Origin of the sequence: Rhizobium cerradonense, assembly GCF_030182455.1 — a bacterium.
GTDB lineage: Bacteria > Pseudomonadota > Alphaproteobacteria > Rhizobiales > Rhizobiaceae > Rhizobium.
Genome location: NZ_JAQJCK010000017.1, coordinates 52,925 through 78,547, shown reverse-complemented (window position 1 = coordinate 78,547; position 25,623 = coordinate 52,925). Strand labels below are relative to the sequence as shown.

The 25,623-nt window shown below is 60.1% G+C and carries 25 protein-coding genes; 15 read left to right on the top strand and 10 right to left on the bottom strand.

Annotation, left to right across the window (positions count from 1 at the left end; all coding sequences use genetic code 11):
• Nucleotides 1-10 precede the first annotated feature (10 nt).
• From PH547_RS27385 to trbI, 8 genes are read left to right on the top strand one after another with little or no spacing between them, the layout of a single operon-like run.
• The gene (locus PH547_RS27385; RefSeq protein ID WP_112400478.1) at nucleotides 11-2,482 is read left to right on the top strand and encodes a conjugal transfer protein TrbE; all 2,472 of its coding nucleotides are present in this window, start codon (nucleotides 11-13) and stop codon (nucleotides 2,480-2,482) included.
• Nucleotides 2,454-3,263, top strand: a complete 810-nt coding sequence (trbJ, locus tag PH547_RS27380; RefSeq protein ID WP_112400477.1) for a P-type conjugative transfer protein TrbJ — start codon at nucleotides 2,454-2,456, stop codon at nucleotides 3,261-3,263. Before PH547_RS27385 ends, trbJ begins: the two co-directional genes overlap by 29 nt.
• The gene (gene trbK, locus PH547_RS27375) at nucleotides 3,260-3,484 is read left to right on the top strand and encodes an entry exclusion protein TrbK (protein ID WP_112400476.1); all 225 of its coding nucleotides are present in this window, start codon (nucleotides 3,260-3,262) and stop codon (nucleotides 3,482-3,484) included. The genes trbJ and trbK overlap by 4 nt, the downstream gene beginning before the upstream one ends.
• Entirely contained in the window at nucleotides 3,478-4,671 is a 1,194-nt protein-coding gene (trbL, locus tag PH547_RS27370) for a P-type conjugative transfer protein TrbL (RefSeq protein WP_112400475.1), read from the top strand. Before trbK ends, trbL begins: the two co-directional genes overlap by 7 nt.
• A 17-nt stretch (nucleotides 4,672-4,688) precedes the next feature.
• On the top strand, nucleotides 4,689-5,351 hold the full coding sequence (locus PH547_RS27365; protein WP_112400474.1) for a conjugal transfer protein TrbF: 663 nt from the start codon (nucleotides 4,689-4,691) through the stop codon (nucleotides 5,349-5,351).
• A gap of 17 nt (nucleotides 5,352-5,368) precedes the next feature.
• On the top strand, nucleotides 5,369-6,223 hold the full coding sequence (trbG, locus tag PH547_RS27360; RefSeq protein WP_112400489.1) for a P-type conjugative transfer protein TrbG: 855 nt from the start codon (nucleotides 5,369-5,371) through the stop codon (nucleotides 6,221-6,223).
• Entirely contained in the window at nucleotides 6,223-6,684 is a 462-nt protein-coding gene (trbH, locus tag PH547_RS27355) for a conjugal transfer protein TrbH (protein ID WP_112400473.1), read from the top strand. The genes trbG and trbH overlap by 1 nt, the downstream gene beginning before the upstream one ends.
• 12 nt (nucleotides 6,685-6,696) lie before the next feature.
• Nucleotides 6,697-8,001: an IncP-type conjugal transfer protein TrbI gene (gene trbI, locus PH547_RS27350; RefSeq protein ID WP_112400472.1), complete on the top strand. Its 1,305-nt coding sequence runs from the start codon at nucleotides 6,697-6,699 to the stop codon at nucleotides 7,999-8,001.
• A 95-nt stretch (nucleotides 8,002-8,096) separates the two neighbouring features.
• Here the strand turns inward: trbI and PH547_RS27345 are convergent, their stop codons facing one another.
• From PH547_RS27345 to PH547_RS27325, 5 genes are read right to left on the bottom strand one after another with little or no spacing between them, the layout of a single operon-like run.
• On the bottom strand, nucleotides 8,097-9,296 hold the full coding sequence (locus PH547_RS27345; RefSeq protein WP_285169946.1) for an ABC transporter substrate-binding protein: 1,200 nt from the start codon (nucleotides 9,294-9,296) through the stop codon (nucleotides 8,097-8,099).
• Nucleotides 9,297-9,325: 29 nt separating this feature from the next.
• Nucleotides 9,326-10,321: a branched-chain amino acid ABC transporter permease gene (locus PH547_RS27340; RefSeq protein WP_112400470.1), complete on the bottom strand. Its 996-nt coding sequence runs from the start codon at nucleotides 10,319-10,321 to the stop codon at nucleotides 9,326-9,328.
• Nucleotides 10,318-11,199, bottom strand: coding sequence for a branched-chain amino acid ABC transporter permease (locus PH547_RS27335; RefSeq protein WP_112400469.1), 882 nt, complete (start codon nucleotides 11,197-11,199; stop codon nucleotides 10,318-10,320). The genes PH547_RS27340 and PH547_RS27335 overlap by 4 nt, the downstream gene beginning before the upstream one ends.
• Nucleotides 11,199-11,909: an ABC transporter ATP-binding protein gene (locus tag PH547_RS27330; RefSeq protein ID WP_112400468.1), complete on the bottom strand. Its 711-nt coding sequence runs from the start codon at nucleotides 11,907-11,909 to the stop codon at nucleotides 11,199-11,201. The genes PH547_RS27335 and PH547_RS27330 overlap by 1 nt, the downstream gene beginning before the upstream one ends.
• The gene (locus PH547_RS27325; protein ID WP_112400467.1) at nucleotides 11,906-12,697 is read right to left on the bottom strand and encodes an ABC transporter ATP-binding protein; all 792 of its coding nucleotides are present in this window, start codon (nucleotides 12,695-12,697) and stop codon (nucleotides 11,906-11,908) included. Before PH547_RS27325 ends, PH547_RS27330 begins: the two co-directional genes overlap by 4 nt.
• 227 nt (nucleotides 12,698-12,924) lie before the next feature.
• On the opposite strand from PH547_RS27325, the gene PH547_RS27320 reads away from it, so the two are divergent.
• From PH547_RS27320 to PH547_RS27290, 7 genes are read left to right on the top strand one after another with little or no spacing between them, the layout of a single operon-like run.
• Nucleotides 12,925-14,115, top strand: a complete 1,191-nt coding sequence (locus tag PH547_RS27320) for a cytochrome P450 (protein ID WP_112400466.1) — start codon at nucleotides 12,925-12,927, stop codon at nucleotides 14,113-14,115.
• Nucleotides 14,115-15,140 (top strand): amidohydrolase family protein, encoded by a 1,026-nt coding sequence (locus PH547_RS27315; protein ID WP_112400465.1) that lies wholly within the window; start codon nucleotides 14,115-14,117, stop codon nucleotides 15,138-15,140. The genes PH547_RS27320 and PH547_RS27315 overlap by 1 nt, the downstream gene beginning before the upstream one ends.
• 29 nt (nucleotides 15,141-15,169) lie before the next feature.
• A complete protein-coding gene (locus PH547_RS27310; RefSeq protein ID WP_112400464.1) occupies nucleotides 15,170-16,099 on the top strand; it encodes an ABC transporter substrate-binding protein in 930 nt (309 codons plus the stop codon).
• Between the two features lie 21 nt (nucleotides 16,100-16,120).
• A complete protein-coding gene (locus tag PH547_RS27305) occupies nucleotides 16,121-16,789 on the top strand; it encodes a 4-carboxy-4-hydroxy-2-oxoadipate aldolase/oxaloacetate decarboxylase (protein ID WP_112400463.1) in 669 nt (222 codons plus the stop codon).
• Nucleotides 16,782-17,336 carry a cupin domain-containing protein gene (locus tag PH547_RS27300; protein ID WP_112400462.1) on the top strand — a complete coding sequence of 185 codons (555 nt, stop codon included), beginning with the start codon at nucleotides 16,782-16,784 and terminating at the stop codon, nucleotides 17,334-17,336. The genes PH547_RS27305 and PH547_RS27300 overlap by 8 nt, the downstream gene beginning before the upstream one ends.
• Nucleotides 17,333-18,580, top strand: coding sequence for an NAD(P)/FAD-dependent oxidoreductase (locus PH547_RS27295; protein WP_285169944.1), 1,248 nt, complete (start codon nucleotides 17,333-17,335; stop codon nucleotides 18,578-18,580). Before PH547_RS27300 ends, PH547_RS27295 begins: the two co-directional genes overlap by 4 nt.
• 34 nt (nucleotides 18,581-18,614) lie before the next feature.
• A complete protein-coding gene (locus PH547_RS27290; protein WP_112400461.1) occupies nucleotides 18,615-18,935 on the top strand; it encodes a 2Fe-2S iron-sulfur cluster-binding protein in 321 nt (106 codons plus the stop codon).
• Nucleotides 18,936-19,413: 478 nt separating this feature from the next.
• Here the strand turns inward: PH547_RS27290 and pntB are convergent, their stop codons facing one another.
• From pntB to PH547_RS27265, 5 genes are all read right to left on the bottom strand, one after another.
• Nucleotides 19,414-20,787: a Re/Si-specific NAD(P)(+) transhydrogenase subunit beta gene (pntB, locus tag PH547_RS27285; protein WP_112400459.1), complete on the bottom strand. Its 1,374-nt coding sequence runs from the start codon at nucleotides 20,785-20,787 to the stop codon at nucleotides 19,414-19,416.
• A 22-nt stretch (nucleotides 20,788-20,809) separates the two neighbouring features.
• Entirely contained in the window at nucleotides 20,810-22,384 is a 1,575-nt protein-coding gene (locus PH547_RS27280) for a Re/Si-specific NAD(P)(+) transhydrogenase subunit alpha (RefSeq protein ID WP_112400458.1), read from the bottom strand.
• Between the two features lie 30 nt (nucleotides 22,385-22,414).
• Nucleotides 22,415-23,542 (bottom strand): S-(hydroxymethyl)glutathione dehydrogenase/class III alcohol dehydrogenase, encoded by a 1,128-nt coding sequence (locus tag PH547_RS27275; protein ID WP_112400457.1) that lies wholly within the window; start codon nucleotides 23,540-23,542, stop codon nucleotides 22,415-22,417.
• 460 nt (nucleotides 23,543-24,002) lie between these two features.
• Nucleotides 24,003-24,587, bottom strand: coding sequence for a YceI family protein (locus PH547_RS27270; protein ID WP_112400456.1), 585 nt, complete (start codon nucleotides 24,585-24,587; stop codon nucleotides 24,003-24,005).
• Between the two features lie 19 nt (nucleotides 24,588-24,606).
• The gene (locus PH547_RS27265) at nucleotides 24,607-25,461 is read right to left on the bottom strand and encodes a hypothetical protein (RefSeq protein WP_112400455.1); all 855 of its coding nucleotides are present in this window, start codon (nucleotides 25,459-25,461) and stop codon (nucleotides 24,607-24,609) included.
• Between the last annotated feature and the right edge of the window lie 162 nt (nucleotides 25,462-25,623).

Below are 25,623 nucleotides of genomic sequence, written 5' to 3'. Positions count from 1 at the left end.
GGATCGTGCGATGGTAGCGCTCAAATCACTCCGCCACACGGAACCGTCTTTTGCCGATCTCGTGCCCTATGCCGGCCTGGTCGACAACAGCGTGATCCTGCTCAAGGATGGTTCGCTAATGGCAGGCTGGTATTTTGCCGGCCCGGACAGCGAAAGTTCGACCGACGCCGAGCGCAACGAAGTGTCACGGCAGATCAACGCGATCCTCTCGCGCCTCGGTTCGGGCTGGATGATACAAGTAGAAGCTGCCAGGGTTCCGACTGACGATTACCCGGCCAATGATGATTGCCACTTCCCTGATCCGATCACGCGGGCGATCGACGCTGAACGGCGAGCGCATTTCCAGAAGGAGAGCGGCCATTTCGAGAGCCGGCACGCGCTGATCCTGACCTGGCGGCCGCCGGAGCCGCGGCGCTCCGGCCTAACACGCTATGTGTACTCCGATAAAGCCAGCCGCTCGACCACCTATGCCGACAGGGCGTTGGAGACGTTTCTAGCTTCTATCCGCGAGCTCGAACAGTATCTCATGAACGTCGTGTCGATCCGCCGGATGCTGACGCGAGAAACGCCAGAGCACGGCGGATTCCGTGCCGCCCACTATAACGAGCTTTTCCAGTTCATCCGCTTCTGCATCACCGGCGAGAACCATCCGGTGCGTCTGCCCGAGATCCCTATGTATCTTGACTGGCTGGTGACGGCCGAGCTACGGCACGGCTTGACCCCTTTGGTCGAGAACCGATTTCTCGGTGTCGTCGCGGTCGACGGGCTACCAGCCGAAAGCTGGCCGGGAATCCTCAACAGCCTCGACCTGATGCCGCTTGCCTATCGATGGTCGTCACGCTTCATCTTCCTCGATGCGGAGGAAGCAAGGGCGAGGCTGGAGCGCACGCGCAAGAAGTGGCAGCAGAAGGTCAGACCCTTCCTCGATCAGCTCTTCCAGACGCAATCCCGATCGCTCGACCAGGATGCCATGATGATGGTCGCCGAAACCGAGGACGCAATTGCCGAGGCCTCATCGCAGCTCGTCGCCTACGGTTATTATACACCTGTCATCGTCATCTTCGACGAGGATCAAAACCGCCTACGAGAAAAGTGCGAGGCCGTCCGCCGCCTGATCCAGGTCGAAGGGTTCGGTGCACGGATCGAGACGCTGAATGCGACCGACGCTTTTCTCGGCAGCCTACCCGGCGTTTCCTATGCCAATATCCGCGAACCGCTGATCAACACTCGCAATCTGGCAGACTTGATTCCTCTCAATTCGGTCTGGTCGGGCAGCCCGACCGCACCGTGCCCGTACTATCCGCCGGCCTCGCCGCCGCTGATGCAGGTCGCCAGCGGTTCGACGCCGTTCCGGCTGAACCTGCATGTCGACGATGTCGGCCACACACTGATATTTGGTCCCACCGGGTCGGGTAAGTCGACGCTGCTGGCGCTGATCGCAGCGCAATTCCGCCGCTACGCCGGCGCGCAAGTGTTCGCCTTCGACAAGGGCGGTTCGATACTGCCGCTGACGCTTAGCATTGGTGGCCACCATTACGAGATCGGCGGCGACGCCAATAGGCCAGCAACGAAGGAGGAAAGTGCCGGTCTCGCATTCTGCCCGCTCGCCGAACTTTCTGCCGATGGCGATCGCGCCTGGGCCGCCGAGTGGATCGAGACGCTGGTTGCGCTGCAGGGCGTGACGATCACGCCGGATTATCGCAACGCCATCTCCCGCCAGATCGCTCTGATGGCGGAATCGCGTGGTCGCTCGCTCTCGGATTTCGTATCCGGTGTGCAGATGCGCGAGATCAAGGACGCGCTCCACCACTATACCGTCGACGGTCCGATGGGACAGATGCTCGATGCCGAGGAGGACGGTCTGGCGCTCGGTGCCTTCCAATGCTTCGAGATCGAAGAGTTGATGAACATGGGTGAGCGCAATCTCGTCCCCGTCCTTACCTATCTTTTCCGCCGCATCGAAAAGCGTCTTACCGGCGCCCCCAGCCTGATCATTCTCGACGAGGCCTGGCTGATGCTTGGTCATCGGGTCTTTCGCGATAAGATCCGCGAATGGCTGAAGGTGCTGCGCAAGGCAAATTGCGCAGTGGTGCTCGCCACGCAGTCGATCTCGGATGCTGAGCGCTCCGGCATCATCGACGTGCTGAAGGAATCCTGCCCGACGAAAATCTGCCTGCCGAATGGCGCGGCCCGCGAGTCCGGGACGCGCGAGTTCTACGAGCGGATCGGTTTCAACGAGCGGCAGATCGAGATCGTCGCGACCGCCATTCCCAAGCGCGAATATTACGTCGCCTCACCCGAGGGCCGCCGCCTGTTCGATATGGCGCTCGGTCCTGTCGCTCTCTCATTCGTCGGCGCATCAGGCAAGGAAGACCTGAAGCGCATCCGTTCGCTCCACCTCGAGTATGGGGCCACGTGGCCTCTCCACTGGCTCCAGCAAAGAGGGATCGCCCATGCCGATTCATTCTTCCAGATCTCTTGAAACAGTCCGCACGGCAGTCATCGCGGCGGCCGCCTTTTCGACCGCATTCCCCATTCCCGTTCAGGCCAGCGGCGTGACAGGGCAGGCGACCGAATGGACGCAGCTCGCCAATAACGCCGAACTGGTTTCGCTCGTCGGCAAATCTGCCGAGCAGGTGAACAATCAGATCACCCAGATCTCCCAGCTTGCCGAGCAAATCCAAACCCAGCTCAATATCTACAAAAACCTGCTGCAAAACACAGCGCAACTACCCGACCACGTCTGGGGTCAAGTCGAGAGCGACCTGAAGAACCTGCAGAACGTCGTCGCGCAGGGTCAAGGGGTTGCGTTCTCCATGGGCAATATCGACGACCTCCTCAAGCAGCGCTTTCAAAGCTTCTCCGAGATGAAGAGCAGTCTGCCAAATGGGGCGAGCTTTTCGACGATATATCAGAGTTGGTCCGACACGAACCGCGACACGATCGCCGGGACATTGAAGGCCGCAAATCTGACCGCCGACCAGTTTTCCAGTGAGGAACGCACGATGTCATCGCTGCGCTCGATGTCGGAATCAGCCGATGGACAAATGAAAGCACTGCAGGTCGGGCACGAGATCGCCGCCCAACAGGTCGCACAGATGCAAAAGTTGCGGGGTCTCGTCTCCCAGCAAATGACCATGATGGGAGCGTGGTTCCAATCGGAACAGGCGCAAAAGGATCTGGCGCAGGCCCGCCGCGAGCAGTTCTTCAACGCAACGGAGCGTGACATCCGCGGTGGTCAAACGATGGAGCCCCGCTGGTGAGCCTGCGCCTGCCCATCGCCATCGCCGGGGCCACAATTATCGGCGCCGGCATCGTCACTTGGATTTTGGTTCAACCCAATCCGGCACCTCGGTCCGGATCGGATGTGGGCGTCTCGCGGCCTGCTTCAGATACCGAGCATCGGGGATATCGGGAAAAGTTCTTCGGTGGTGATCCGGATCGGAATGTCCGTGGCGGGCAAGAAATGAAACCACGATGGTAATTGTTCGCTCCTTCCAGAAGATCCAGCTCGCCTTCATTGCGGTCGGCGTCGTCTTGTTGGCAAGTACTCCTGCCTTCGCGCAACAGGGCGAAGTACTCACGACGCTGGAGAACTCCGTTGTCACCGCCGCGAAAGGCTGGGAAACGACGGTGATGGATGCAGCGCGATCGTTGTTCTGGATCCTGGCCGGCATCGAGGTCAGCATCGCTGCCGTGTGGCTGGCGATCAATGCCGCCTCGCTGGATAGCTGGTTTGCCGAACTCGTCCGGCGAATCATGTTCATTGGTCTCTTCGCCTTCATCCTCGATCAGGGTCCCTCCTTCGCCAAGGCGGTGGTCGACAGTCTGTTTCAGATTGGCGCTGGCGGCGGCTCTGCGTCCCCTGCCAACATCTTCGACGCCGGTATCCGTGTCGCAACCAAGATGTCCGAACAGGCGAAGTTCGGCCTGTTCGAGGATAATGCGCTCGCGATCGCCGCCGTTTTCGCCATGGTCGTGGTGGTGATTTCCTTCAGTCTCGTCGCCGCGATCTTCGTTGCCGTCATGGTGGAGATGTATGTCGGCCTGCTCGCCGGCATGATCATGCTCGGCCTCGGCGGTTCTTCCTTCACAAAGGACTTTGCCATCAAATATCTGGTCTATGCCTTCTCCGTCGGGATGAAGCTGATGGCGCTGGTGATGATCGCCAAAATCGGCTCCGACATTTTGCTGAGCCTCGCCGAAGCGCCGACGGCCACCTCCGAGCAGTTCATCACCACACTCGCGATTGCCGGCATCTCGGTCGTGGTCTTCGTGATCGCGATGTATGTGCCGCCAATCCTGCAGGGCGTCGTGCAGGGTGCATCGGTGAGTGGTGGCATGGAAGCGATCCGCCACGGCAGCCAAGCCGCTACCTTCGCCGCAGGCGGCGCATTCCTTGGCGCGAACGCCGCATCTAAGGGCGTTCAGACCGCGAGCGCGGCGCGGGTAGGGGGATCATCGATGGCAGGCGCTGCATTAAGAGGCATGGCATCCGGCATCGGCAGTGCAGGTTGGGCAGCTGGCTCGGCCGCAAAAGATAAGGTGATCGGTTCACCGGGAGCCTATGCCGGTTCGCTGCTTGGTCTTGCCAACGCGAAGCTCGATCAGACGCGGACAAGCGCCACACCCTCACCGCCGCCGCCTCCACCGATCAATGAAAACAAGTAGCCGGAGGCAGAGTTCTTATGGCCGGACGTAATGCGCCCGACAATCCCTATATCGCCGCACGAAACGAGTGGAACGAACGTTATGGCTCCTATGTCAGGGCTGCCGCGGCGTGGCGTATCGTTGGCGTCACCAGCATGCTCATGGCGGTGATCGGTTTTTCCTATGCGCTATACCAGAGCACGCAGGTTAAGCTCGTTCCCTATATCGTCGAAATCGACAGGCTCGGCACTGCTGCCAACGCCGGTTTGCCGCAGCAGATAGACTATGCAGATCCGCGGGTCGTGCGCGCGACCCTTGGCAGCTTCGTCTCAAACTTCAGATCCGTCACGCCGGATGCGGTCGTGCAGAAACAGTATATCGACCGGACCTACGCCCTTCTCCGGATGTCCGATCCCGCGACGGAAAAGATCAATGCCTGGTTCCGCTCGAACTCGCCGTTCGAAAAGGCGACGACCGCGACGGTCGCGGTCGAGGTCAACAACATCGTCGCCCTTTCCACCCAGTCCTACCAGGTCGACTGGACGGAGTTCGAGCGAGACCGGCGCGGCAAGGAAACTGCAGTGCGCCGTTTTCGCGGCGTCGCCACCGTGACGCTCACGCCGCCCCAGGACGAAGGCGTAATCCGCCTGAACCCTATCGGTCTTTATCTCCGCGATTTCGACTGGACCGCACAGCTTTGAAAGGCATGGCCTCCCACATGAACATCCCACGCAGAACTCTACGGGCCACGCTGACGGCCGGCGCCATCATTTTCGCCGTCGGGCCATCTTCGATCCTCGTCTCTTCCCGCGCGCTGGCCGCCGACGGCGCCACCGCCAATGAGTCGAAAGGTTTGGGACTTTCCACCCAGTGGCGCGGATCGCGGGGCCTCGTCACCAAGGGAGCGGATGGGAAGGTGATCTTCCTCTATGGGGAGGTGCAGCCCTCCGTCGTCTGCTCGCCGCTTCAGGTCTGCGATATCGAGCTGCAGGGCGGCGAGGTCGTCCGCGACGTATTGGTCGGCGACACGGTTCGCTGGAAAGTCGAACCCGCCACATCGGGAGCGGCAGGCGGACAGGCCATACACCTGATCATCAAGCCTTCGGAACCCGGCTTGGTGACGTCGATGGTCGTGACGACGTCCAGGCGCACGTATCATATCCAGCTCAAGTCGCATGCGATGCAATATATGGCCCGTGTTGGCTTCGAATATCCCGAAGATGTTTCGACAAAACTCGCCGAGGTCAACGCTCGGCTCGACGCAAGCACCATGCCCGGCGCCGGCGTTCCAGCCGAACAGCTGAGTTTCGCCTATTCCGTCTCGGGAAAAGCCGGCTGGCGGCCGACGAGGGTCTATTCCGATGGGCTCAAGACCTACATCCAGTTTCCGCGTTCGATTTCCGGGCAGGATGCGCCAGTGCTCTTCGTCGTTTCTGGAGGACAGAACCGGATCGTCAACTATCGCCTGAAGAACAATATGATGGTGGTCGATTACAATATCGATCGCGCCGTCCTCGTCTCCGGCGTGGGGTGGAAGCAAGAAAAAGTGACGATCAGAAGGGGAGGGCGATGATGCGAACTCCTGGGCTCCGCTTCGTCTTCAGTCTTGCCTCAGCCTGCATCCTGGTCACTCTTCTTTCCGGATGCCAGTCGACGGACACCGACGGCCTCGCCGCCAGCACAGCGCCGGTGGAAATCTCACCCCCGGCCGCAGGCGCCCTCGCAGGTGATATGGTCAGCCGCCTCGCCGAGCAAATCGGACCAGGGAAAGCGACAATCGCTCTTAAGCAGGATAGCTCATCCTTTGGGCAGGCGCTCGAGGCGGCGCTCAAGGGATGGGGCTATGCCGTTATCACCGACCAGAAGACGGATGGCGAGACAAAAGTCGTCACGCTCGCCTATGTAATCACACCGTTCGATGGTCAAGTTCTGGTGCGTCTTTCGACAAATAGTGTCGAACTTGGTCGGGCCTATACCGTCACGGCGAACGGGGCGACGGCGGCGAGCGCGTTGTCGCTGATGCGACGCCCTTGAGGGAGGAGAAGAATGGCTCAATCTCTCAAGCTCGGCGGCACCGCAAACGAAGGAATCGATAAAGGCATCAAGCGGATCAACCGTCTGCCGATCGTCGTGGTCATCGTGCTGCTGGTCGCCTTTCTCGCCGTCATTTTCTACGGCCTTGCTTCCCGCGGACTCTATTCGGGTAAGGACCGAGGCCCGGAAGGGAATTCGGGCAATCCCGCCTCGACCTTCGCCGACCAGATCAAGCGTGGCGTGACCGACGGAATTATCGGTGAGCCGCAGCAGCAGACAACGTTCCAGCCAACACCTGTCTCGACAAAGCAGGACGAGCATAAGGTGCCCAATCCCTTCACGCCGCAGCCCGAACAAGGCGATCGGCGCTGGCAGGAACTGGAGCCGGAAGATGCATGGCGGGCACGTCTCGAACGCGAGAACCAGGAACAATATTTGCGTGAACGGCATCGCCAGCGCATGGCCCGACTGCAGGCGAGGGATACCGCCTATGACGCGCCGCTCGCCATCGATCGCGGCAAGCTCGACGCGCGCTCGCGAGCGGACGACGCGAGCGCGGCAACCACGGCGCCGACCGCAGGAACGCCGTCCGACCTCTATAGTGCTGCCCTGCGAGCCGGTCTCGTCGGTCAGAACGTCGATCCGAATGGGCAGCGCTCGAAGGAGGATTTCTTCAACGCCGATCTCAAGGATCTCGGATACCTCCCCAATCGCGTCGTGCCACAGCAATCACCCTTTGAGCTGAAACGCGGCTCCGTCATTCCGGCGACGCTCATATCAGGCATTAATTCGGATCTTCCCGGCCGCATCACTGCGCAGGTGAGTCAGAACGTCTATGACAGCGCAACCGGTCATCGCCTGCTCATTCCGCAGGGAACAAAGCTCTTCGGCCGTTATGACAGCAAGATCTCGTTCGGCCAGAGACGTGTTCTTGTCGTCTGGACCGACATCATCTTCCCGAACGGCTCGACGCTGCAAATTGGCGGCATGGCGGGTACGGACGCCCAGGGCTATGGCGGTTTCACCGATAAAGTGAACAATCACTATCTCAGGACGTTCGGGTCGGCTGTGCTGATTGCCCTGATCGGAACGGGCATCGATATGGCCGTGCCGCAGAGTTCGACTCTGGCGACGCAGGATACTGCCTCAGACGCAGCGCGGCGGAATTTCGCCGAAACCTTCGGGCGCGTTGCCGATCGGACGATCCAGCGCAATATGGACGTGCAGCCGACACTGGAGATCCGGCCAGGGTACAAGTTCAATGTGCTCGTCGATCAGGATATCGTGTTTCCGGATGCATACCGAAACAAAAACTGACGCCTAGCCAATCGGATCGAAGTGCACTGCTGAGTGAAATCTGCCTCACCTCAGTGAAGGGGTGCCGGGTTACCGGCACCCGAACGGAGGGAGAACTATTCGTGTGTTTTGCCTTCAAAATCCAAAACTCCACCGAGCGGCACGTATTCCTGGCCGTCGAACTGGTAGAGCTGGAGCGCCTCGACAGGGTAAATGTCGGATCCTTCCTTGGTCGTCATCGCGATACCCTCTTGAAGCAATGGGTTCTTCCATCCGTTCATGTTGTGAACGACTTTCATCAGCTCTTCGCGGGTGGGGTCCTTGAGCTTTTCGAGGGACTGGATGAGCGCATCGCCGATGGCGTATCCGGTCTGGCCAATCGTATTGGCGAAGACGAAGTTCACCTTGGCTGCTTTTATGGCGTCGAGATAGTGATCGACGCCTTCGTCACCGGACTTCTGATCGCTGGTGATCGGCTTCAGGAAGTCGGAGGTGATGATACCCTTGGCATTTTCCAGGCCGACCGACTGGAGAACCGGATACGCTGACGACAAGTTCGTGACCAGGGTCAAAGGCTTCCAACCGCTTTCGGATTGGAAGCGGATGGCTTCGCCGCCCTGGCGCGGCGCGGCGATAATCACCAATGTATCGGCGCCGGAAGCTTTCAGAGTGTTTAGCTGGGTCTCGACAGTGGGGTCCTGCGATGTCACCGGCTGGCGTTCGATCACCTTGATGTTCGTTCCGTCGATTGCGCTATCGAAGGCCTTCATGAAAGTTTGGCCGGTCTCCGTGTTCAGATACAGGAAGGCCACCTTTGCGTCGGGCTTGTTGATCTGAAGGTACGCAGCAAATGAGTCGGCTTCGGTTGAAAACGACGGTACGAAGCCAACCTCCCATTCGGGAGCGTTCAGGGAGACGACACCCGAATACATGAAAACGTTCGGCACTTTCTTCTGCGTGATATAGCGGCCGATTGCCAGGTTGTTTGGCGTCGCGGCTGTGCCGACGAGAGCAAATACCTGATCTTTTTCGACCATCTTGCGGACATTCGCCAAGGTGCGCTGGGGATCAAGGCCATCGTCTTCGACGATGAGATCGATCTTACGGGTCTTGCCATCGCCCATTTTGACGCCGCCTTCGGCGTTGGCCTGTTCGACCCGCGCGCGGATTCCTTCGGCGACACCGCCGACGACCGCGACCGGTCCAGTGAGCGGTCCGGTGACCCCAATTTTAATGGTGTCGTCGGTGATGCCCGGCGACGGTTCCGCAGCATTGGCATTGCTTGCTGCGAGCAGTGCCGTGACAGCCAGCGGCATTGCGCATCCTTTCAGTACAGAGATAAATCTCATATCAGTTCCTCCCTTGTTTCAATTTGGCGTCGGCTACTCGCCATCCTCCGAAAAGTCATCGAGAGCCATTTTTCGATGAAGCCAGTGACCCCGTTGCGCGCGACCGTCATGATCAGGATCAGCGCGAGGCCGTAGATCAGATTGCCGAGGCTCAGGTTGATGTCAGATGTCCAGGTCGGGACGAAGACCATGAAGAGACCGCCGAGAAACGCTCCGACGATACTGGTGACGCCGCCGACAATGCTGCCGATCACGATGTTGATGGACAGGATTGCCAGGAACGACTCCGGGCTGATGAAACCGCTGATGATGCCGAACACTCCACCGCCGAGTCCGGCGAGCGCCGAACTTGCGGCAAACGCCCAAAGGCGGGTGCGTGTCAGGTTGACGCCGAGCGCCTGAGCAATCTGTGGATTATCCCGCTGTGCTCTAAGGGCGCGCCCGTTGTCGCCGAAGAGCATCAGCGAGACGAGCAGGGCACCGACACCCGCGCACGTAAGCGATATGATATAGAGCCACAGTTCGGGGCGATCCGAGAAGAAACTCGGAGCTTCGGGGGCATCGATCGAAAGCCCCGATACGCCGCCGGTCAGGCTTTTCATCTTGAGCAGCAGTTGCGGGAACGCGGCCGCAATGCCGAATGTAACGATGGCCAGTTGCAAGCCCTGAAGCCTGAGTGCCGGAAGGCCGATGACCAGCCCAATCGCGGCTGCCACCGCGGCTGAGGCAGGCAGCGTCACGAGCGGCGAGACGCCGTAGGTGGCGTTGAGGATCGCGGTAACGTAAGCGCCGACACCGAACAGCGTTCCCTGTGCAAGGCAAATCTGCCCGGCGAACCCCATCAGCAGGTTCAAACCGAGAATGGCGATGGCGTAGGCGATGGCAATCGCCACCTGTTGCAACGCATATCCCGGCGCAAAGACTGGGATCAGGATCGCGACGATCGCAAAGAGACCGAACTTGAGAGTGGCCGCGCGGACTCCATCATTCATAGCTTTGTCACCTTATAGGAACCGAACAGGCCAACGGGCTTCACAAGCAGGATGACCAGGGTGAGGGCGATCGGCACTGCGATGCGCATGTCGGCGCCGATAAATGAGAGGTAGCTGGCACCCAAGCTCTCGGCGACGCCGACGGCGAGGCCGCCGACGATCGCGCCAAGCGGACTGTCCCAGCCGCCGAGCGTCGCTGCAGCGAGCCCGTAAAATAGGATTGGCGTCATCATTGTCGGGCTGAGAAACAGGCGGGGGGCAATCAGGATGGCGGCAAGCGCCCCGATGACAGCGGCAAAGCCCCATCCCAACATCAGCATGCGTTCGACGTTGACGCCGACAAGCACGCTTCGAGCATGGTCGAAAGCGGCCGCGCGCATCGACAGGCCAAGCCTGGTGAACCGGAAGATGATGCCCATTGCCAAAGCAATAACAAGAAGGATCGTCAGCGTGCCGATGGCGGAAGAGAGCACGCGAACCCCACCGATATTGAAGCCGCCGTCAGGGAAAAGGCTTGGGAACGAGAGCTGTTCGGCGCCCCACATCCACATGCACGCGGCTTGGAAGAGAACGAGGATACCAAGGGTGATAACGACGATTGCCTCCACCGGAGCGCTCATCATCGGCCGGATAATCAAGCGGAAAGTTACAATCCCAGTAGCAAACGCCACAATGAGGCTCGCGAGGACGGCGAGCCAGAGCGGCGCACCCCAGTGCATCAACTGCCAGGCGACATAGGCGGAAAAGGTCGCCATCTCGCCCTGGCCGAAGTTGACGACGTTGGTTGCCCTGAAGATGAGGACGAGCGCCAGGGCCAGCGCCGCGTAAATTGCGCCCGTGGTCAGGCCGCTGACGACGAGCTGGAAGAAGAGGCTCATCAGGCAACTCCCAGGTAAGATTTCTTGATGTCTTCGTTGCCGATCAGCTCCTTTGCCGCACCGCTCGCGACGATCTGGCCGGCCTCGATGACGAAGGCCCGGTCGGCATATTGAAGGGTGATGTCGACATTCTGCTCGACCACGAGCAGCGTCATGCCGTGATCCTTGTTGAGCGTCTTGAAAATCGCCAGGATTTCCTGGGTGATCGAAGGGGCGAGCCCGAGCGATGGCTCGTCGCACATCAGAAGCTTCGGTCGGGACATGAGCGCGCGTGCCACAGCCAGCATCTGCTGTTCTCCGCCACTAAGGTTTCCCGCAAGCTGGTTGCGCCGTTCGCGCAGACGCGGGAATGTCTCGTACCAGCGTTCCTTGTCCTCCCTCACTTGGGATCGGTTGGACACGATCGTCGCTCCGAGCGACAGGTTTTCATCGACCGTAAACTCGGAGAAAGTCCCTCGTCCTTGGGGTATGTGCGCGATGCCGAGCGCGAGGCGCTTCTGCGCCACGATCTTGTCGAGCGCTTTTCCAGCAAAGGCAACCGAGCCCTTGAATGGGAGCAGTCCCGACACGGCGCGCAGGAGCGTTGTCTTCCCGGCCCCGTTGGAGCCGAGCAGGGCGACAAACTCGCCTTCGCCCACTGAGAACGAACAGTCGAACAGCGCCTGCGTCTTGCCATAGAATACGGAGAGGTTTCTGAGATCCAGCGTCATGCTGCCTTCCCGAGATAGGCGGCAATCACCGCGTCGTTGGATTTGATTTCGGAAGGGGTGCCTTCGGCCAGGTTACGGCCCAGGTGTAGCACAACGATCCGGTCACAAAGGCTCATGACCAACCCCATGTGATGCTCGATGAGAAGAATGGAGAGGTCCCGATTGCGTCTGATGCCATCGACGAGCGCCCCGAATTCGTGGACTTCGCCGTGCGTCAGCCCGCCGGCAGGTTCGTCGAGCAGAAGAATTTTTGGCTCGGCGGCAAGCGCGCGAGCAATCTCCATACGCTTCTGCAGGGGATAGGGAAGCGATCCGGCGGTGCGCGGGGCGAGCTCGGCCATGCCGACCTCTTCAAGCACTGCCATTGCCTTTTCGCGCGCGGACCGTTCCACAGCCCTTGCCCGGGATGGAGCGAAAATCGCTTGGGCGAACTTGCCGCCAAACCGATGATGCGCACCGAGCATGACGTTCTCCAGAACAGTCATGGACGCATAGATGCCAAGGTTCTGGAAGGTCCTCGCGATGCCCATTCCGATCATTTCGCGCGAACCGACGCCTTCGAGCGGCTGACCGCCAAGCATGATCGATCCGCTTGTGTAATTCACCAGCCGGGTCGCCGCATTGAGAAAGGTCGATTTGCCTGCTCCGTTTGGTCCGATCAAGCCGCAGATTTCTCCGGCCCTCACGGAAACCGACACATTGGTCAGGGCTTTGACGCCGCCAAATTGCACGGAGACATCACGCGCCTCAAGCACAAGACGCATCTCGGCGATGCTGCTGTCGTTCAATGATTTCCTCCTCCCGAGGCGGTCTCTCCACGGCCTGTCCATTTCTCTTGTTGACAGCCAATCCCGCTTTGGATACCTATCAGTATCCGAAGACGTTTCGGTATGTCAAGCATCAATCGCATGGCGATTGCTCTAGAGGAACGTCCTGAGAATGCATGCCGTCGGGTTGGAGAACATGACGGCGGGATTGGCGAAAACCCTGCGATGCAGGGTGAGGGAGGAAATCGATGACGGGAACGAACACCGAGCTGACGGGCGAAAATCTCTATAGGGACCCCTATCCCGTCTACGCGAGGCTACGCGCGGAGGAGCCTGTGGCCTTCTTCGAAGGGACGAAAGAATATTTCATTACGCGGTTCGACGACTGCCGCACGATCGGCGGCAACGACAAAGCGTTCGGACCGTCGGGTTCGGCAGACCGCCCCGAGGCCCGCGTCATGGGCATGCCGAACGTCCTGACCATGTCTGGGGAAGATCATCAGTGCCTCCGCCAGGGTATCGACGAGAATCTCACGCAGGAACGCGTGCGTTCGTTCGTCGAAGGCGTGACGCGCCCGGTCGTGCAGCGTTACATCGACGCCATCAAGAAGAATGGTGAAGCAAACCTGACGACGGAACTCTTCGAGCCAATCTCGGTGCGGTGCATTGGCGATGTCATCGGCCTGACGGAGACGCCAAACGAAGCTCTCGTCGAGTGGTTCCACGCGATGGCGCTGGGTCTGCAGAACGTCAGCAATGATCCGGCCGTATGGAAGCGACTGGACGATGCGCTTGCCGACATCGACAAGCAGATGGGCGATCTTTACCAGGCGTGCCTGTCGAAGCCCAACCACTCGCTGCTCAGCCATGTCATGTACGGCGGAATGCCAAAGGGCGAGGTTCGAAGCTGGGAGGAGATTTCTCCGACCATGCGCGTCATCATCCTCGGTGGCCTCCAGGAGCCAGGCCATGCAGCGGCGAACGCCTGCACGGGTCTTCTTTCAAATCCCGACCAGGCGAAACTCATGGCGGAGCAGCCGCAGGAAAACGCGATGCGCGCCTTCGACGAGGGTCTGCGCTGGATCGCCCCGATCGGCGTAACACCGCGCATTGCCAAGCAAGATTTCGGGATTGCCGGCACGGTCATCCCTGAGGGGTCATCCGTCGCCATCGTCATGGGGTCGGCCAACCGCGACGAGATCCGTTTCGAAAACGCCGACCGCTTCGACATGTTCCGCAAGAAGAAGCAGCACCTGTCATTCGGGTTCCGTCCGCACTTCTGTTCCGGCCACTTCCTGTCCCGTGCGATGGGCGAGATTGCGCTTGCCGAAGTGTTCCGGCAGTTGCCCGATCTTCGCCTCGATCCGTCGCGGGAGGTCAAGGGCAAGGGCTGGCGGTTCCGTGGCATATCCGACCTCCCCGCGAAGTGGAATGCGTGATGTCGCTGATCATCGACTGCCACGGCCACTTTACGACCGAACCGCCGGAGCACCACGCCTTCCGCGCGGCGCAAGTCGCCTATGCGGAAGGAAAGTCTTCCGTGCTCCCTGTCTATCCGGGAATCCCCGATAAGCAGTTGTACGACATCATTGAGGCGAACCAACTTAAAATTCAGCGCGAGCGCGGCTCGCATGTGACGCTGCTCAGCCCCCGTGCCTCCGGTATGGGACACCATGTACCGGGGCTGTCGGTCGCCAAGGAGTGGTCGCGCCTATCGAACGACAATATTGGCCGGATCGTCGACATGTTCCCGGATAATTTCGCGGCGGTCTGCCAGCTTCCTCAGACAGTCGACGGCGACCTGTCTGATGTCATCGAGGAGTTGGAGCGCTGCGTCGAAAACGGTTTCGTCGGATGCAATCTCAACCCCGACCCATCAGGCGGGCGTTGGAGTGCGCCACCGATCTACGATCCATGGTGGGATCCCATGTGGGAGGCCATGGTCGCTCTCAGGGTCCCCGCGATGATCCACGTTTCGAGTTCCTGTGAGCGCTGCCTTCACATGACGGGCGCACACTACATTAACGCCGATACGGCGGTATTCATGCAGTTGATTCAGGGAGACCTGTTCGAGCGCCATCCGGAACTCAAGTTCATCATACCGCACGGAGGCGGGGCTGCGCCGTATCACTGGGGCCGCTATCGCGGCCTGTCGATGATGCTCGAAAAGCCCGGCCTCGACACGCACCTTATGAACAATGTCTTCTTCGACACCTGCGTCTATCACCAGGCGGGGATCGATACGCTCTTCCGCGTCGTCGACACCAAGAACATCCTGTTCGGCTCCGAGCTGCTCGGCGCTGTGAAGGCGACCGATCCGGAGACCGGGCACCCGTTCGACGACACCAAGAGATACATCGACCATCTCGCCCTCGACGACGAACAGAGACACGCAGTCTTCGAAGGAAACGCACGCCGGGTCTATCCACTCTTGGACAAGAGATTGCGCGAACGCGGCCTTTGAAGCGTCGCAACTGAATAGGGAGAAATCACATGGTTTCCAGCCGACATCTGAGCCTCGCTGGCGGGGCGCAAGGATTCAACTGGCTCCCGGTCTTCGTGGCCGAAGAGCATGGAATTTTCGCCAAGCACGGGCTGGTGATCGAATACAAGAAGATGGGCACCGTCGACAAGGCGACCACCGCCGTTCTCGAAGGCGAGGCCGATCTCGCGATAACGCCACCTGAAGGTGCCGTCTCGAACTTCGTCAAAGGCGGCGAGCTCAGGGTTATTGCCTCGAATTCCAATCGCCTGCCGATGTCGCTCGTCGCTCAGCCTTCGATCAAGACGATCAGGGACCTCAAGGGCAAAAAGGTCGGTACCTCGTCGCTTACCGAGGGCACGGCGATCTACACCCAAATGCTGTTGTCTAAGGAAGGCCTGCGGTATCCCGGCGACTACGAATTCGAACTTGCCGGCATCCACACCAAGCGCTGGGAAGCCCTGCAGGCGGGGGAAATTGAGTGCGCCCCGCAGCCCGCGCCATGGAATTTCCTGGCCGAACGCGAAGGCTACAATCTGATCGGCGAAATCAACGATGTCATTCCCGAGATCGTCTTCGCCGCAGTCATCGGCCGCAAAAGCTGGTTGGACGGCAACCGCAATGTGGTCGCCCGTTTCCTCAAGGCGCTGTTCGAAGCCTATGCGATAACAAACGACCCGAGCCGCGACGACATCACGCTTCCGATTTTCCAGCGAATTACCACGAAAGACGACAGCGAACTCGCCTCGCGCGGCCTTCACTACATGCGCGACATGGGCATGTGGCCCGGCGATCTTTCCATTCCGCAAGCTGCGATGAATGCCACGGTCGACTTGATGATCCGCGCCAACCTGCTTGATGAGGCCGCCAGATCCAGCGCCGCAGGCGTGTTCGAGCGCAGCTTCCTCCTGGGCGCGGTCGGCTGGTTGAAATACGTTTGAATGCATCTCGGGAGGCTTCCAATGAAGGTAATGACCAAGACACCGCGGACGGATCGCGAGATATGCGAAGCCCTGGGCAAGCTGGGTGTCGCCACAGTCCATGAAGCGCAGGGCCGCAAGGGACTGCTGGCCCCGCATCTGCGCCCCGTGATCGAGGGCGCGCGCATCGGCGGGACGGCGCTCACATGCGAGGTGCCACCGGGTGACAACTGGATGATCCATGTCGCCCTTGAGGTCGCGCAGCCCGGCGACATCCTGGTCGTCACACCGACCTCGCCATGCACGGACGGATATTTCGGCGATCTTCTCGCGACATCGTGCAAGGCTCGCGGAATTCTGGGTCTGGTGATCGATGCCGGCGTACGCGATGTCGCCGACCTCAGGTCCATGAACTTCCCCGTCTGGTCCAAGGCGATATCGGCGCAGGGCACCGTCAAGGAGACGCTGGCGAACGTCCAGGTCCCCGTGGTCTGCGCCGGAGCCTATATCGAGCCGGGCGATGTCATCGTCGCCGATGACGACGGCGTCTGTGTGGTCAAGCGCGACGAGGCGGCGTCGGTTCTGGAGAAGGCCCGAAAGCGTCAGAAGATGGAGGAGGAGAAGCGTGGCCTCTACGAGTCGGGCCAGCTGAGCCTCGACATTAACAACATGCGTCCGCAGCTTGAGGCGAAGGGCCTGATCTATGAATAAGGCAACGCAACTGCGCATACCCCGGCGCGTCGTCACAGGAATTAGCAACGGCAAGTCCGTCTTCATCAGCGACGGCCCCGCACCCAATGCCCACGTGTACGATTCCGTGCCGGGCCATCTTACCTCCGTCCTTTACGCAACGTCAGCGAAACCCAGCCTTCCGCAGGGTCATGCGGAGCAGGCGCCGCCGCAAATCCTGATCACCCCCGAACCGGGCCAGACGAAGCTGATGATCGTCGTCTTCCCGCCGGACTCGGTATTCGCGACCGTCGATCCGGCTGCCGCCTTCGAAGAACAGGCGGTGCATATCCCCGGCCTGATCCAGGCATTCGAGCCCGACGCCCCCGGTATGCACACCACCAACACAGTGGATTACGACATTGTCCTCGATGGCGAGGTCTGGCTCGAACTCGACGACGGCGCCGAAACGCTGCTGAAGCAGGGCGACGTCGTCGTCCAATGCGGCACGCGCCATGCCTGGCGCAACAAGGGCGATAAGCCCGCGACCATGTGCTTCGTCCTCATCGGCGCTGAAAGAGAGTCATGACAATGACGCGGGAGGACAACAATCGCTTCTTCGACTGCATCATCGTCGGCGGCGGGCACGGCGGCGCGCAGACAGCGGCAGCGCTCAGGCAGTCCGGGTTCACGGGATGCATTGCGCTGATCAGCGCCGAGCCGGAAGTCCCCTACGACCGCCCTTCGCTGTCGAAGGAATATCTCGCAGGCAAGAAATCCTTCGAAAGGATGCATCTCAGGCCGCCGGATTTCTGGACTTCGCGACAAGTGGAACTGATGCTGGGCAGGCGTGTGACCATCGTCGATGCGGCAGCCCATGTCGTCGTCACGGACTTTGGCGAACGCTTCTCCTACGGCAAGCTTGTTTGGGCGGCTGGTGGCGAACCGAGGAAACTTTCCTGCCCCGGCAGCGAGCTGGCCGGAATCTGCTATATCCGCAACAAGGCGGATTGCGACGCGCTCGTCGAAGTCCTTCCCGGCGCCGAAAGGATCGTGATCGTCGGCGGCGGCTATGTCGGTCTCGAAGCGGCAGCGGTGTTCCGAGAGATCGGCAAAGAGGTCACTTTGGTCGAGGCGCTCGACCGCGTACTCGCGCGCGTAGCCGGGGAGCCGGTATCGAGGTTCTACGAAGCCGAACATCGTGCACATGGCGTTGACATTCGCCTCAACTCCGGCGTCGGCTCTCTGGAGGGTTCCAACGGCCGCGTCAAGAGCGTAGTACTTGCGACCGGCGAGACGATCCCCGCCGATATCGTCGTGGTCGGCATAGGTATTACCCCTTCAGCCGGCCCGCTGATCGAGGCGGGCGCGGAAGGCTCAAACGGTGTGGATATCGATGAGTTTTGCCAGACATCCCTGCCGGACATCTACTGCATCGGAGACTGCGCAAGGCTGAGACATGGCCGTGGCATTCGCATTGAATCCGTACAGAACGCTACGGATCAGGCCACCACCGCCGCCAAGGCGATCTGCGGCGAACTCAAGCCCTACGATGCGACGCCCTGGTTCTGGTCCAACCAATACGATTTGAGGATCCAGACAGTTGGTCTCAACTACGGCTTTGACAGCGTGGTGACACGCGGTAGTCCCAACAGCCGAAGCTTCAGCGTCATCTACCTGAAGGACGGGGCGGTTCTGGCCCTCGATTGCATCAACGCACCCCGCGATTACGTGCAAGGACGAAAGCTTGTCGATAGCTCAGCGAGGATCGACCGCGACGCCCTGGCGGACACATCGAAACAACTCAAGGAACTTGGCCCCGAAGTGCCGTGAGGCATTCGAGGGCCGGAATGAAGTGGAGGAAAAAATGTCTATGATATCGGTGCGTACGCGGGACGGAGAGCTGCATAGTTTCGAGGGAAGAGTGGGCGCTTCGCTGATGGAGAATATCCGAAACGCGGGCTTTGATGAGCTGCTTGCAATGTGTGGCGGGTGCCTTTCCTGTGCCACCTGCCACCTTTACGTCGAGGAATTGCCAGAGACCGCAAGCCTGGCGGCGCCCTCGATCGACGAGAGCGAGTTGCTGGAAGGCTCCGACTACCGCCAAGAGAACTCGCGGCTTTCCTGTCAGATCCCCTTTGACGAGACTCTCAGTGGAATCGTCGTTCGCATTGCCCCCGAAGAATAGCAGCAGATCGTCTCGCATCACGGGCGGATCTCGAGGATCATACGCTGAGCGGCGAGCCAAAATCACCGTTTAGTCGCACTCGAAGCGGATGCTCCAAGCGATAGTCGAGCGACTTCCGGCAGTCAGATATTTCATGGCTGAATTTCGGGCTGAAGAACGCATCAATTAAGACTTCGTCCGCGCCCATGGCACTCCTAGCCATGGGCGTTGCGTCATTCCGCTCATTTATTCGATAACACAGGTCACCTTCTAGTTTGCAGGCGATCTCGCTATCTGACACAAACCGTTCGAGCGGCCTTAGCCGCATGTGGACGGGTCCGTCTCCACAACCTATCGCGCGCTGAATGTAGTCGGGCGACCTCTGAATGAACTATCCAGAACGCGCAACGGCAGCCTGCCGGTGAAGGTCTTATGGCTGCCGAGGAATGCGTTTCTTTGACAGTATTTCTTCAGTTGGTGGCGGCACTCATCATCGAACTTAGGCCAGCCTCGGAAGCAGGCCGCTGACCGACTCTTTGGCGTCGCCGTAGTACATGCGGGTGTTTTCCTTGTAGAACAGCGGGTTCTCGATCCCGGAATAGCCGGTACCCTGGCCGCGCTTGGAGACGAAAACCTGCTTGGCCTTCCAGACCTCGAGCACGGGCATGCCCGCGATCGGTGAATTCGGGTCTTCCTTTGCGGCCGGATTGACGATGTCGTTCGAGCCGATGACGATGACGACATCGGTCTCGTGGAAGTCGTCGTTGATCTCGTCCATCTCCAACACAATGTCGTAGGGCACCTTGGCTTCCGCGAGCAGGACGTTCATGTGGCCAGGTAGGCGGCCTGCAACCGGATGGATCGCAAAGCGCACGTTCTTGCCGGCTGCGCGCAGCTTGCGGGTGAGTTCCGAAACCGCACTTTGAGCCTGCGCGACCGCCATGCCGTAACCTGGAACGATGATGACCGAGTCGGCGTCGTTGAGCGCTGCGGCAACGCCTTCGGCATCGATGGCAACCTGCTCGCCCACGACTTCCATCGCCGGGCCCGAGGCATTGCCGAAGCCGCCGAGAATGACCGACAGGAACTGGCGGTTCATTGCCTTGCACATGATGTAGGAGAGAATCGCGCCCGACGAGCCGACGAGTGCTCCGGTTACGATCAAGAGGTCGTTGCCGAGGAGGAAGCCTGTCGCCGCCGCCGCCCAGCCGGAATAGGAGTTGAGCATCGAGACGACGACCGGCATATCGGCGCCGCCGATCGCCATGACGAGATGAGCGCCGATGACAAAGGCGATCAGCGTCATCAGGTAGAGCGACCATGAACCCGCGCCATTCATGTACATGATCATCAGCGCAAGCGACACGAGCACCATCAGGATGTTGAACATGTGCCGGCCGGACAGGATGAGTGCCTTGCCGCGGATGTGGCCGGAAAGCTTGCCATAGGCGATGATCGAGCCGGTGAAGGTCACCGCACCGATGAACACGCCGAGGAAGATTTCCGCTTCATGGATGATCTTTTCCGCATTGGTGGCGAACTCATGCGCCGTCATGTCGGAGTTGAGGCCGATCAGCACGGCAGCAAGGCCCACGAAGGAGTGTAGCGCTGCTACGAGCTGCGGCATGCCGGTCATTTCGACGCGCTGCGCCAGCAACGTGCCAACGACAGCACCAACGACGAGCATGATGAGCAGGACAACGGAAAGCCCGACGCCTGGCCCGAGGATGGTCGCGAGTATGGCTATCGCCATGCCGACGATGCCGTACCATACGGCGCGCTTGGCACTTTCCTGACCGGAAAGGCCGCCGAGCGAAAGGATGAAGAGAACGGATGCGGCGATGTAGGCCGCGGTCTGGATACCGATAGACATGATTCTGATCCCCGGGCCGGCGTCACGACTTTTGGAACATGTTCAACATGCGCCGGGTGACCATGAAGCCGCCGACGATGTTGATGGTAGCGATCGCCACCGAAACGGCGGCAAGGGCCGTCACCAGCCATCCGCCCGCTGTGACCTGCAGCAGCGCACCGATGATGATGATCCCGGAAATCGCATTGGTCACCGCCATCAGAGGCGTATGCAACGAATGGCTGACGCCCCAAATCACTTGGAAGCCGACGAAGCAGGCGAGCGCAAAGACGATGAAATGGCCCATGAAGGCCGACGGCGCATAGGCGCCGATAAGTGCCATGAGCAGGCCGCCGACGACGAGCAGGCCGACCTGCTGGCGCGTCGCCGACTTGAAGGCGGAAGCTTCGGCGGCACGCCGTTCTTCCGGCGTCAGCTCCTTGGCCTTTTCTTGTCGTTTCTGGGCTGCAATCGCCTGGATCTTTGGCGGTGGCGGCGGATAGGTGATCTCGCCTTCAAAGGCTACAGTGGCTCCGCGAATAACATCGTCTTCCATGTTATGGACGAGAACGCCATCCTTCTTCGGGGTCAGGTCCGTCATCATGTGGCGGATGTTCGTCGAATAGAGGGTCGATGCCTGCGCGGCCATGCGGCTCGGGAAATCGGTGTAGCCGATGACGGTGACGCCGTTCTCGGAAACGATCTTCTGATCCGGAACAGTCAGGTCGCAATTCCCACCGCGTTCGGCCGCAAGGTCGACCACCACGGAGCCCGGCTTCATCGCAGCGACCATGTCTGCAAGCCAGAGCTTCGGCGCATCGCGGCCTGGGATTAGCGCAGTGGTGACGACAATGTCGATGTCCGGCGCGATCTCGCGAAACTTCTTTAGCTGCGCTTCGCGAAATTCCGGGCTCGACGGGGATGCATAGCCACCCGTTGTCGCGCCGTCCTGCTGCTGCTCCTTGAAATCGAGGAAGACGAATTCTGCACCCATCGATTCGATCTGCTCGGCCACTTCCGGACGAACGTCGAATGCATAGGTGATGGCCCCGAGCGAAACGCTGGTGCCGACGGCGGCAAGACCGGCGACGCCTGCGCCTATCACCAGAACCTTGGCCGGCGGGATCTTGCCGGCCGCAGTAACCTGGCCGGTGAAGAAGCGGCCGAAATTATTGCCGGCCTCGATCACGGCGCGATAGCCTGCGATGTTGGCCATGGAGGACAGCGCGTCCATCTTCTGGGCGCGCGAAATGCGCGGCACCATGTCCATGGCAATCACGTTTGCACGCGTTGCCTTCGCTTGCTCAAGAAGCTCCTTGTTCTGCGCGGGATAGAAGAAGGAGATCAGCGTCTTGTTGCTCGAAAGCTTTGCTATGTCGCTCGGCTCCGGCGGGCGCACCTTGGCGATGACGTCTACGCTTGCAAAAAGTGCTTCAACGCTGTCGACGATCCTGACGCCGGCTGCGCGATAGGCGTCGTCGGAGAAGCCGGCAAGTTTGCCGGCGCCGGTTTCGATGGCACATTGATATCCGAGTTTCTGAAGCTGGGTGGCGCTGTCCGGCGTCATCGCGACGCGTGCTTCCCCCTCAAGCCGTTCTCGTGGTGATCCAATGATCATGTAATTCCCCTCTTAGAAAGTTGCTGATCGTCAATAGATGACAACACCCCTGACACTCTTTCCGGAATGCATGAGTTCAAAACCCTTGTTGATGTCGTCGAGGGGCATGGTGTGGGTGATCATCGGATCGATCTCGATCTTGCCCTCCATGTACCAGTCGACGATCTTGGGAACATCGGTGCGGCCGCGGGCGCCGCCGAAGGCCGTGCCCATCCAGGTGCGGCCGGTGACGAGCTGGAAAGGACGGGTGGAAATCTCCTGGCCCGCGCCGGCAACGCCGATGATGACCGATTTGCCCCAGCCGCGATGGCTGGCCTCCAGTGCCTGGCGCATCACCTTGGTGTTGCCGGTGCAGTCGAAGGTGTAGTCGGCCCCGCCGATCTGGTCGGCGCCGCGCTTCGTCATGTTGACGAGGTAGGGCACGATGTCGTCGCCCACCTCCTTCGGATTGACGAAATGCGTCATGCCGAAGCGTTCGCCCCAGGCCTTCTTGTCATTGTTGAGATCGACGCCGATGATCATGTCGGCGCCGGCAAGCTTCAGGCCCTGGATGACGTTCAAACCGATGCCGCCGAGGCCGAAGACAACAGCGGTTGCGCCGATCTCCACCTTGGCGGTGTTGATGACCGCACCGATGCCGGTGGTGACACCGCAGCCGATGTAGCAGATCTTGTCGAAGGGGGCGTCCGGATTGACCTTGGCGACGGCAATCTCCGGCAGCACCGTATAATTGGCGAAGGTCGAGCAGCCCATATAATGGTGGATCTTGTCCTTGCCGATCGAGAAACGCGAGGTGCCGTCCGGCATCAGCCCTTGGCCCTGGGTGGAGCGGATCGCCGTGCAGAGATTGGTCTTGCGCGACAGGCACGACGGGCATTCGCGGCATTCGGGCGTATAAAGCGGAATGACGTGATCGCCCTTCTTCACCGAGGTGACACCGGGGCCAACGTCGACGACGATGCCGGCGCCTTCATGGCCGAGGATTGCCGGAAACAGGCCTTCCGGATCGGCGCCTGAGAGCGTGAAATCGTCGGTGTGGCAGATGCCGGTTGCCTTGACCTCGACCAGCACTTCGCCGGCCCTCGGGCCTTCGAGCTGAACGGTCATGACTTCCAGCGGTTTACCGGCGGCAATGGCGACGGCGGCGCGTACGTCCATTAGATTTCCTTTCGATGATTGCCAGAATTGCCGCGGTGCGGCCTTGATTGCGAGTGTCAGGTCGCGGAAGAATAAGGAGTGCGTCGGCTGAAGGTTCGCGGTCCGCAAATGGGCGAGCTTGGCCGCGCGGGTGTACCGCAAACGAGCGAGATTGCAGGCGAAAGCATTGACAGATCCTCCCGATGCGCGCTTACGGTTTTATCTCCGTCCTCCAGCCGCATGGATCTTCGTTAACATACTGATTAGAATTTGCATACTAAAAAGTATCCGAAATAGTTGGAAATTTCACCCGGCCGCCATCCCCGGGTCGGGCGACTATGGAAGCTGCGAAGCGGCCGGTGAAGCGGCTATTTGTTCTGGGCAAAGCGTTTTCTGATGCGCCTATACAGAAAAGGTACCGTCGCGCGACAGCGACGGTACCTTTCTCGCGAAATGACCCTGCGGTCGGGATTGCGTTCAATCAGCCTTGGTGCTCGCGACCTTCCACCTGGATCACGAGATCGACGTCGTCACCGATCATCCCAAGTGCTGCCTTCATGCCGAAATCGCTCCTCTTGACCTTAGTTGTCGCGCTGAAGCCGACAACGTGGCTCTTGTCCCAGGGGTTCTGACCTTCCTTATTGAACTTGACATCCAGCGCAGTGGATTTCGTGACGCCCGCAATCGTTAGGTCGCCAGTAATTTGGCCCGTGGTGTCGGAGGTCTTCTTGAACTCCTTGCCGACGAAGATGATTTCCGGAAATTCCGTCGCATTGAACCAATCAGCACCCTGGATGTCGCCGTCGCGTTGCTTGTTGTTCGTCGAGATCGAACCGACCTTGACCTTGACATCAAGGCTGCTTCCCTCGGGCTTCGTGGCGTCGAAGTCGAAAGCGCCTGAGAATTCCTGCGCGACCCCAATCACTTTCGAGAAGCCCAGGTGGTCGATGTAAAACGCGATTCCTGAATGGACGGGGTCGATGTCGAACTTGGTGGCCCAAGCGGGCGACACTGCCTCGGCGAGCGACGTCATAGAAAGCAACAAAGCTGCAAGTCTATATTTCATTTTCATTCTCCTCCTCAGGTTAAGCTGGAAAACTCGATCCATAGTCCAGGAACGCGACAGCGACCGCCAACGCGGCCGGAAGCACAGCCAGGGCTACATGGACGAAAAGGCGCGGAAACTGCCGGGATACGCCAAGCATCCGGCAGATACCCTCCGAGAACACTGGCAGCACGACGCAGAGGCCGAGGATCGCAATGGCGACGGGATCGGCTTTGCGCGTGATCAACACCACGGTGAAAGCGACGGAAATCAGTCCACCCAACACGCCGATCGATGAGGCGCCGCCAAAGCGGAAAACGGGGTTGACGATGTGTACCAGGAGAATTCCCAGGCAACCGGCTGCGAACATCAGACAGAGCTGAAACGAGGAGGACGATGCGCCGAGAAGGGCTATCGGCGCGAAGCCGAGCGCAAGCACGGCAACGACGCCGCCCCGCTTTACGTCATCCTCCGCGCGAGCCGACATCCCGCGCAGGATGAGCCACATTATAGCAACGCCCACCGTCGCAGCAGCCACCACTTCCCACGTCGCCACTCCCAAACGAGGCAGACCGATATAAAATGCGGCTGCCACAGGCTGAAGAAAGGCAACAACGCGAACCGCGCGTTGGGCGGCGATCTCGACCGCAAACCCCACTGCCGTCCCGATAACAATCACGTAGAACAGCTTGTTGACCGCCCCGACAGGCGGAAAAGCCGGCACCTTGTTGTAGACGAGCCAATAGGCTGCCAGCAATGCAGCAGGCATCAGGAGGTCGGTAGGGCGCATCAGGCCGCGCCAGCGCATCAGGCCCGACGCGAAAATGCCGACGAGCATCATGACGAGCAGGGACGCGGCCAACGCCTCCTGCGGAGAGTTGCCAAATCCAAGCATGAGATGTTTTCCGAATTGCGAAAATGTATCCTGCGGCGTCCGGCACGCCAGCGCGTGACAGCCGGCACCAAAGCAGCCAGCGCCCTAACGTCCGGGTTGCATGCTCCGACAGATCGCTGTCATTCTACTTTTGCTCATAGTCCCCCCAATAACCGCATGCTC

Bases quoted from the DNA above. Each gene is read 5' to 3' on its own strand.
- PH547_RS27385 (WP_112400478.1), top strand. From the start codon at position 11: ATGGTAGCGCTCAAATCACTCCGCCACACGGAACCGTCTTTTGCCGAT.
- trbJ (WP_112400477.1), top strand. From the start codon at position 2,454: ATGCCGATTCATTCTTCCAGATCTCTTGAAACAGTCCGCACGGCAGTC.
- trbL (WP_112400475.1), top strand. From the start codon at position 3,478: ATGGTAATTGTTCGCTCCTTCCAGAAGATCCAGCTCGCCTTCATTGCG.
- PH547_RS27365 (WP_112400474.1), top strand. From the start codon at position 4,689: ATGGCCGGACGTAATGCGCCCGACAATCCCTATATCGCCGCACGAAAC.
- trbG (WP_112400489.1), top strand. From the start codon at position 5,369: ATGAACATCCCACGCAGAACTCTACGGGCCACGCTGACGGCCGGCGCC.
- trbH (WP_112400473.1), top strand. From the start codon at position 6,223: ATGCGAACTCCTGGGCTCCGCTTCGTCTTCAGTCTTGCCTCAGCCTGC.
- trbI (WP_112400472.1), top strand. From the start codon at position 6,697: ATGGCTCAATCTCTCAAGCTCGGCGGCACCGCAAACGAAGGAATCGAT.
- PH547_RS27345 (WP_285169946.1), bottom strand. From the start codon at position 9,296: ATGCCGCTGGCTGTCACGGCACTGCTCGCAGCAAGCAATGCCAATGCT.
- PH547_RS27340 (WP_112400470.1), bottom strand. From the start codon at position 10,321: ATGAATGATGGAGTCCGCGCGGCCACTCTCAAGTTCGGTCTCTTTGCG.
- PH547_RS27335 (WP_112400469.1), bottom strand. From the start codon at position 11,199: ATGAGCCTCTTCTTCCAGCTCGTCGTCAGCGGCCTGACCACGGGCGCA.
- PH547_RS27330 (WP_112400468.1), bottom strand. From the start codon at position 11,909: ATGACGCTGGATCTCAGAAACCTCTCCGTATTCTATGGCAAGACGCAG.
- PH547_RS27320 (WP_112400466.1), top strand. From the start codon at position 12,925: ATGACGGGAACGAACACCGAGCTGACGGGCGAAAATCTCTATAGGGAC.
- PH547_RS27315 (WP_112400465.1), top strand. From the start codon at position 14,115: ATGTCGCTGATCATCGACTGCCACGGCCACTTTACGACCGAACCGCCG.
- PH547_RS27310 (WP_112400464.1), top strand. From the start codon at position 15,170: ATGGTTTCCAGCCGACATCTGAGCCTCGCTGGCGGGGCGCAAGGATTC.
- PH547_RS27305 (WP_112400463.1), top strand. From the start codon at position 16,121: ATGAAGGTAATGACCAAGACACCGCGGACGGATCGCGAGATATGCGAA.
- PH547_RS27300 (WP_112400462.1), top strand. From the start codon at position 16,782: ATGAATAAGGCAACGCAACTGCGCATACCCCGGCGCGTCGTCACAGGA.
- PH547_RS27295 (WP_285169944.1), top strand. From the start codon at position 17,333: ATGACAATGACGCGGGAGGACAACAATCGCTTCTTCGACTGCATCATC.
- PH547_RS27290 (WP_112400461.1), top strand. From the start codon at position 18,615: ATGTCTATGATATCGGTGCGTACGCGGGACGGAGAGCTGCATAGTTTC.
- pntB (WP_112400459.1), bottom strand. From the start codon at position 20,787: ATGTCTATCGGTATCCAGACCGCGGCCTACATCGCCGCATCCGTTCTC.
- PH547_RS27280 (WP_112400458.1), bottom strand. From the start codon at position 22,384: ATGATCATTGGATCACCACGAGAACGGCTTGAGGGGGAAGCACGCGTC.
- PH547_RS27275 (WP_112400457.1), bottom strand. From the start codon at position 23,542: ATGGACGTACGCGCCGCCGTCGCCATTGCCGCCGGTAAACCGCTGGAA.
- PH547_RS27270 (WP_112400456.1), bottom strand. From the start codon at position 24,587: ATGAAATATAGACTTGCAGCTTTGTTGCTTTCTATGACGTCGCTCGCC.
- PH547_RS27265 (WP_112400455.1), bottom strand. From the start codon at position 25,461: ATGCTTGGATTTGGCAACTCTCCGCAGGAGGCGTTGGCCGCGTCCCTG.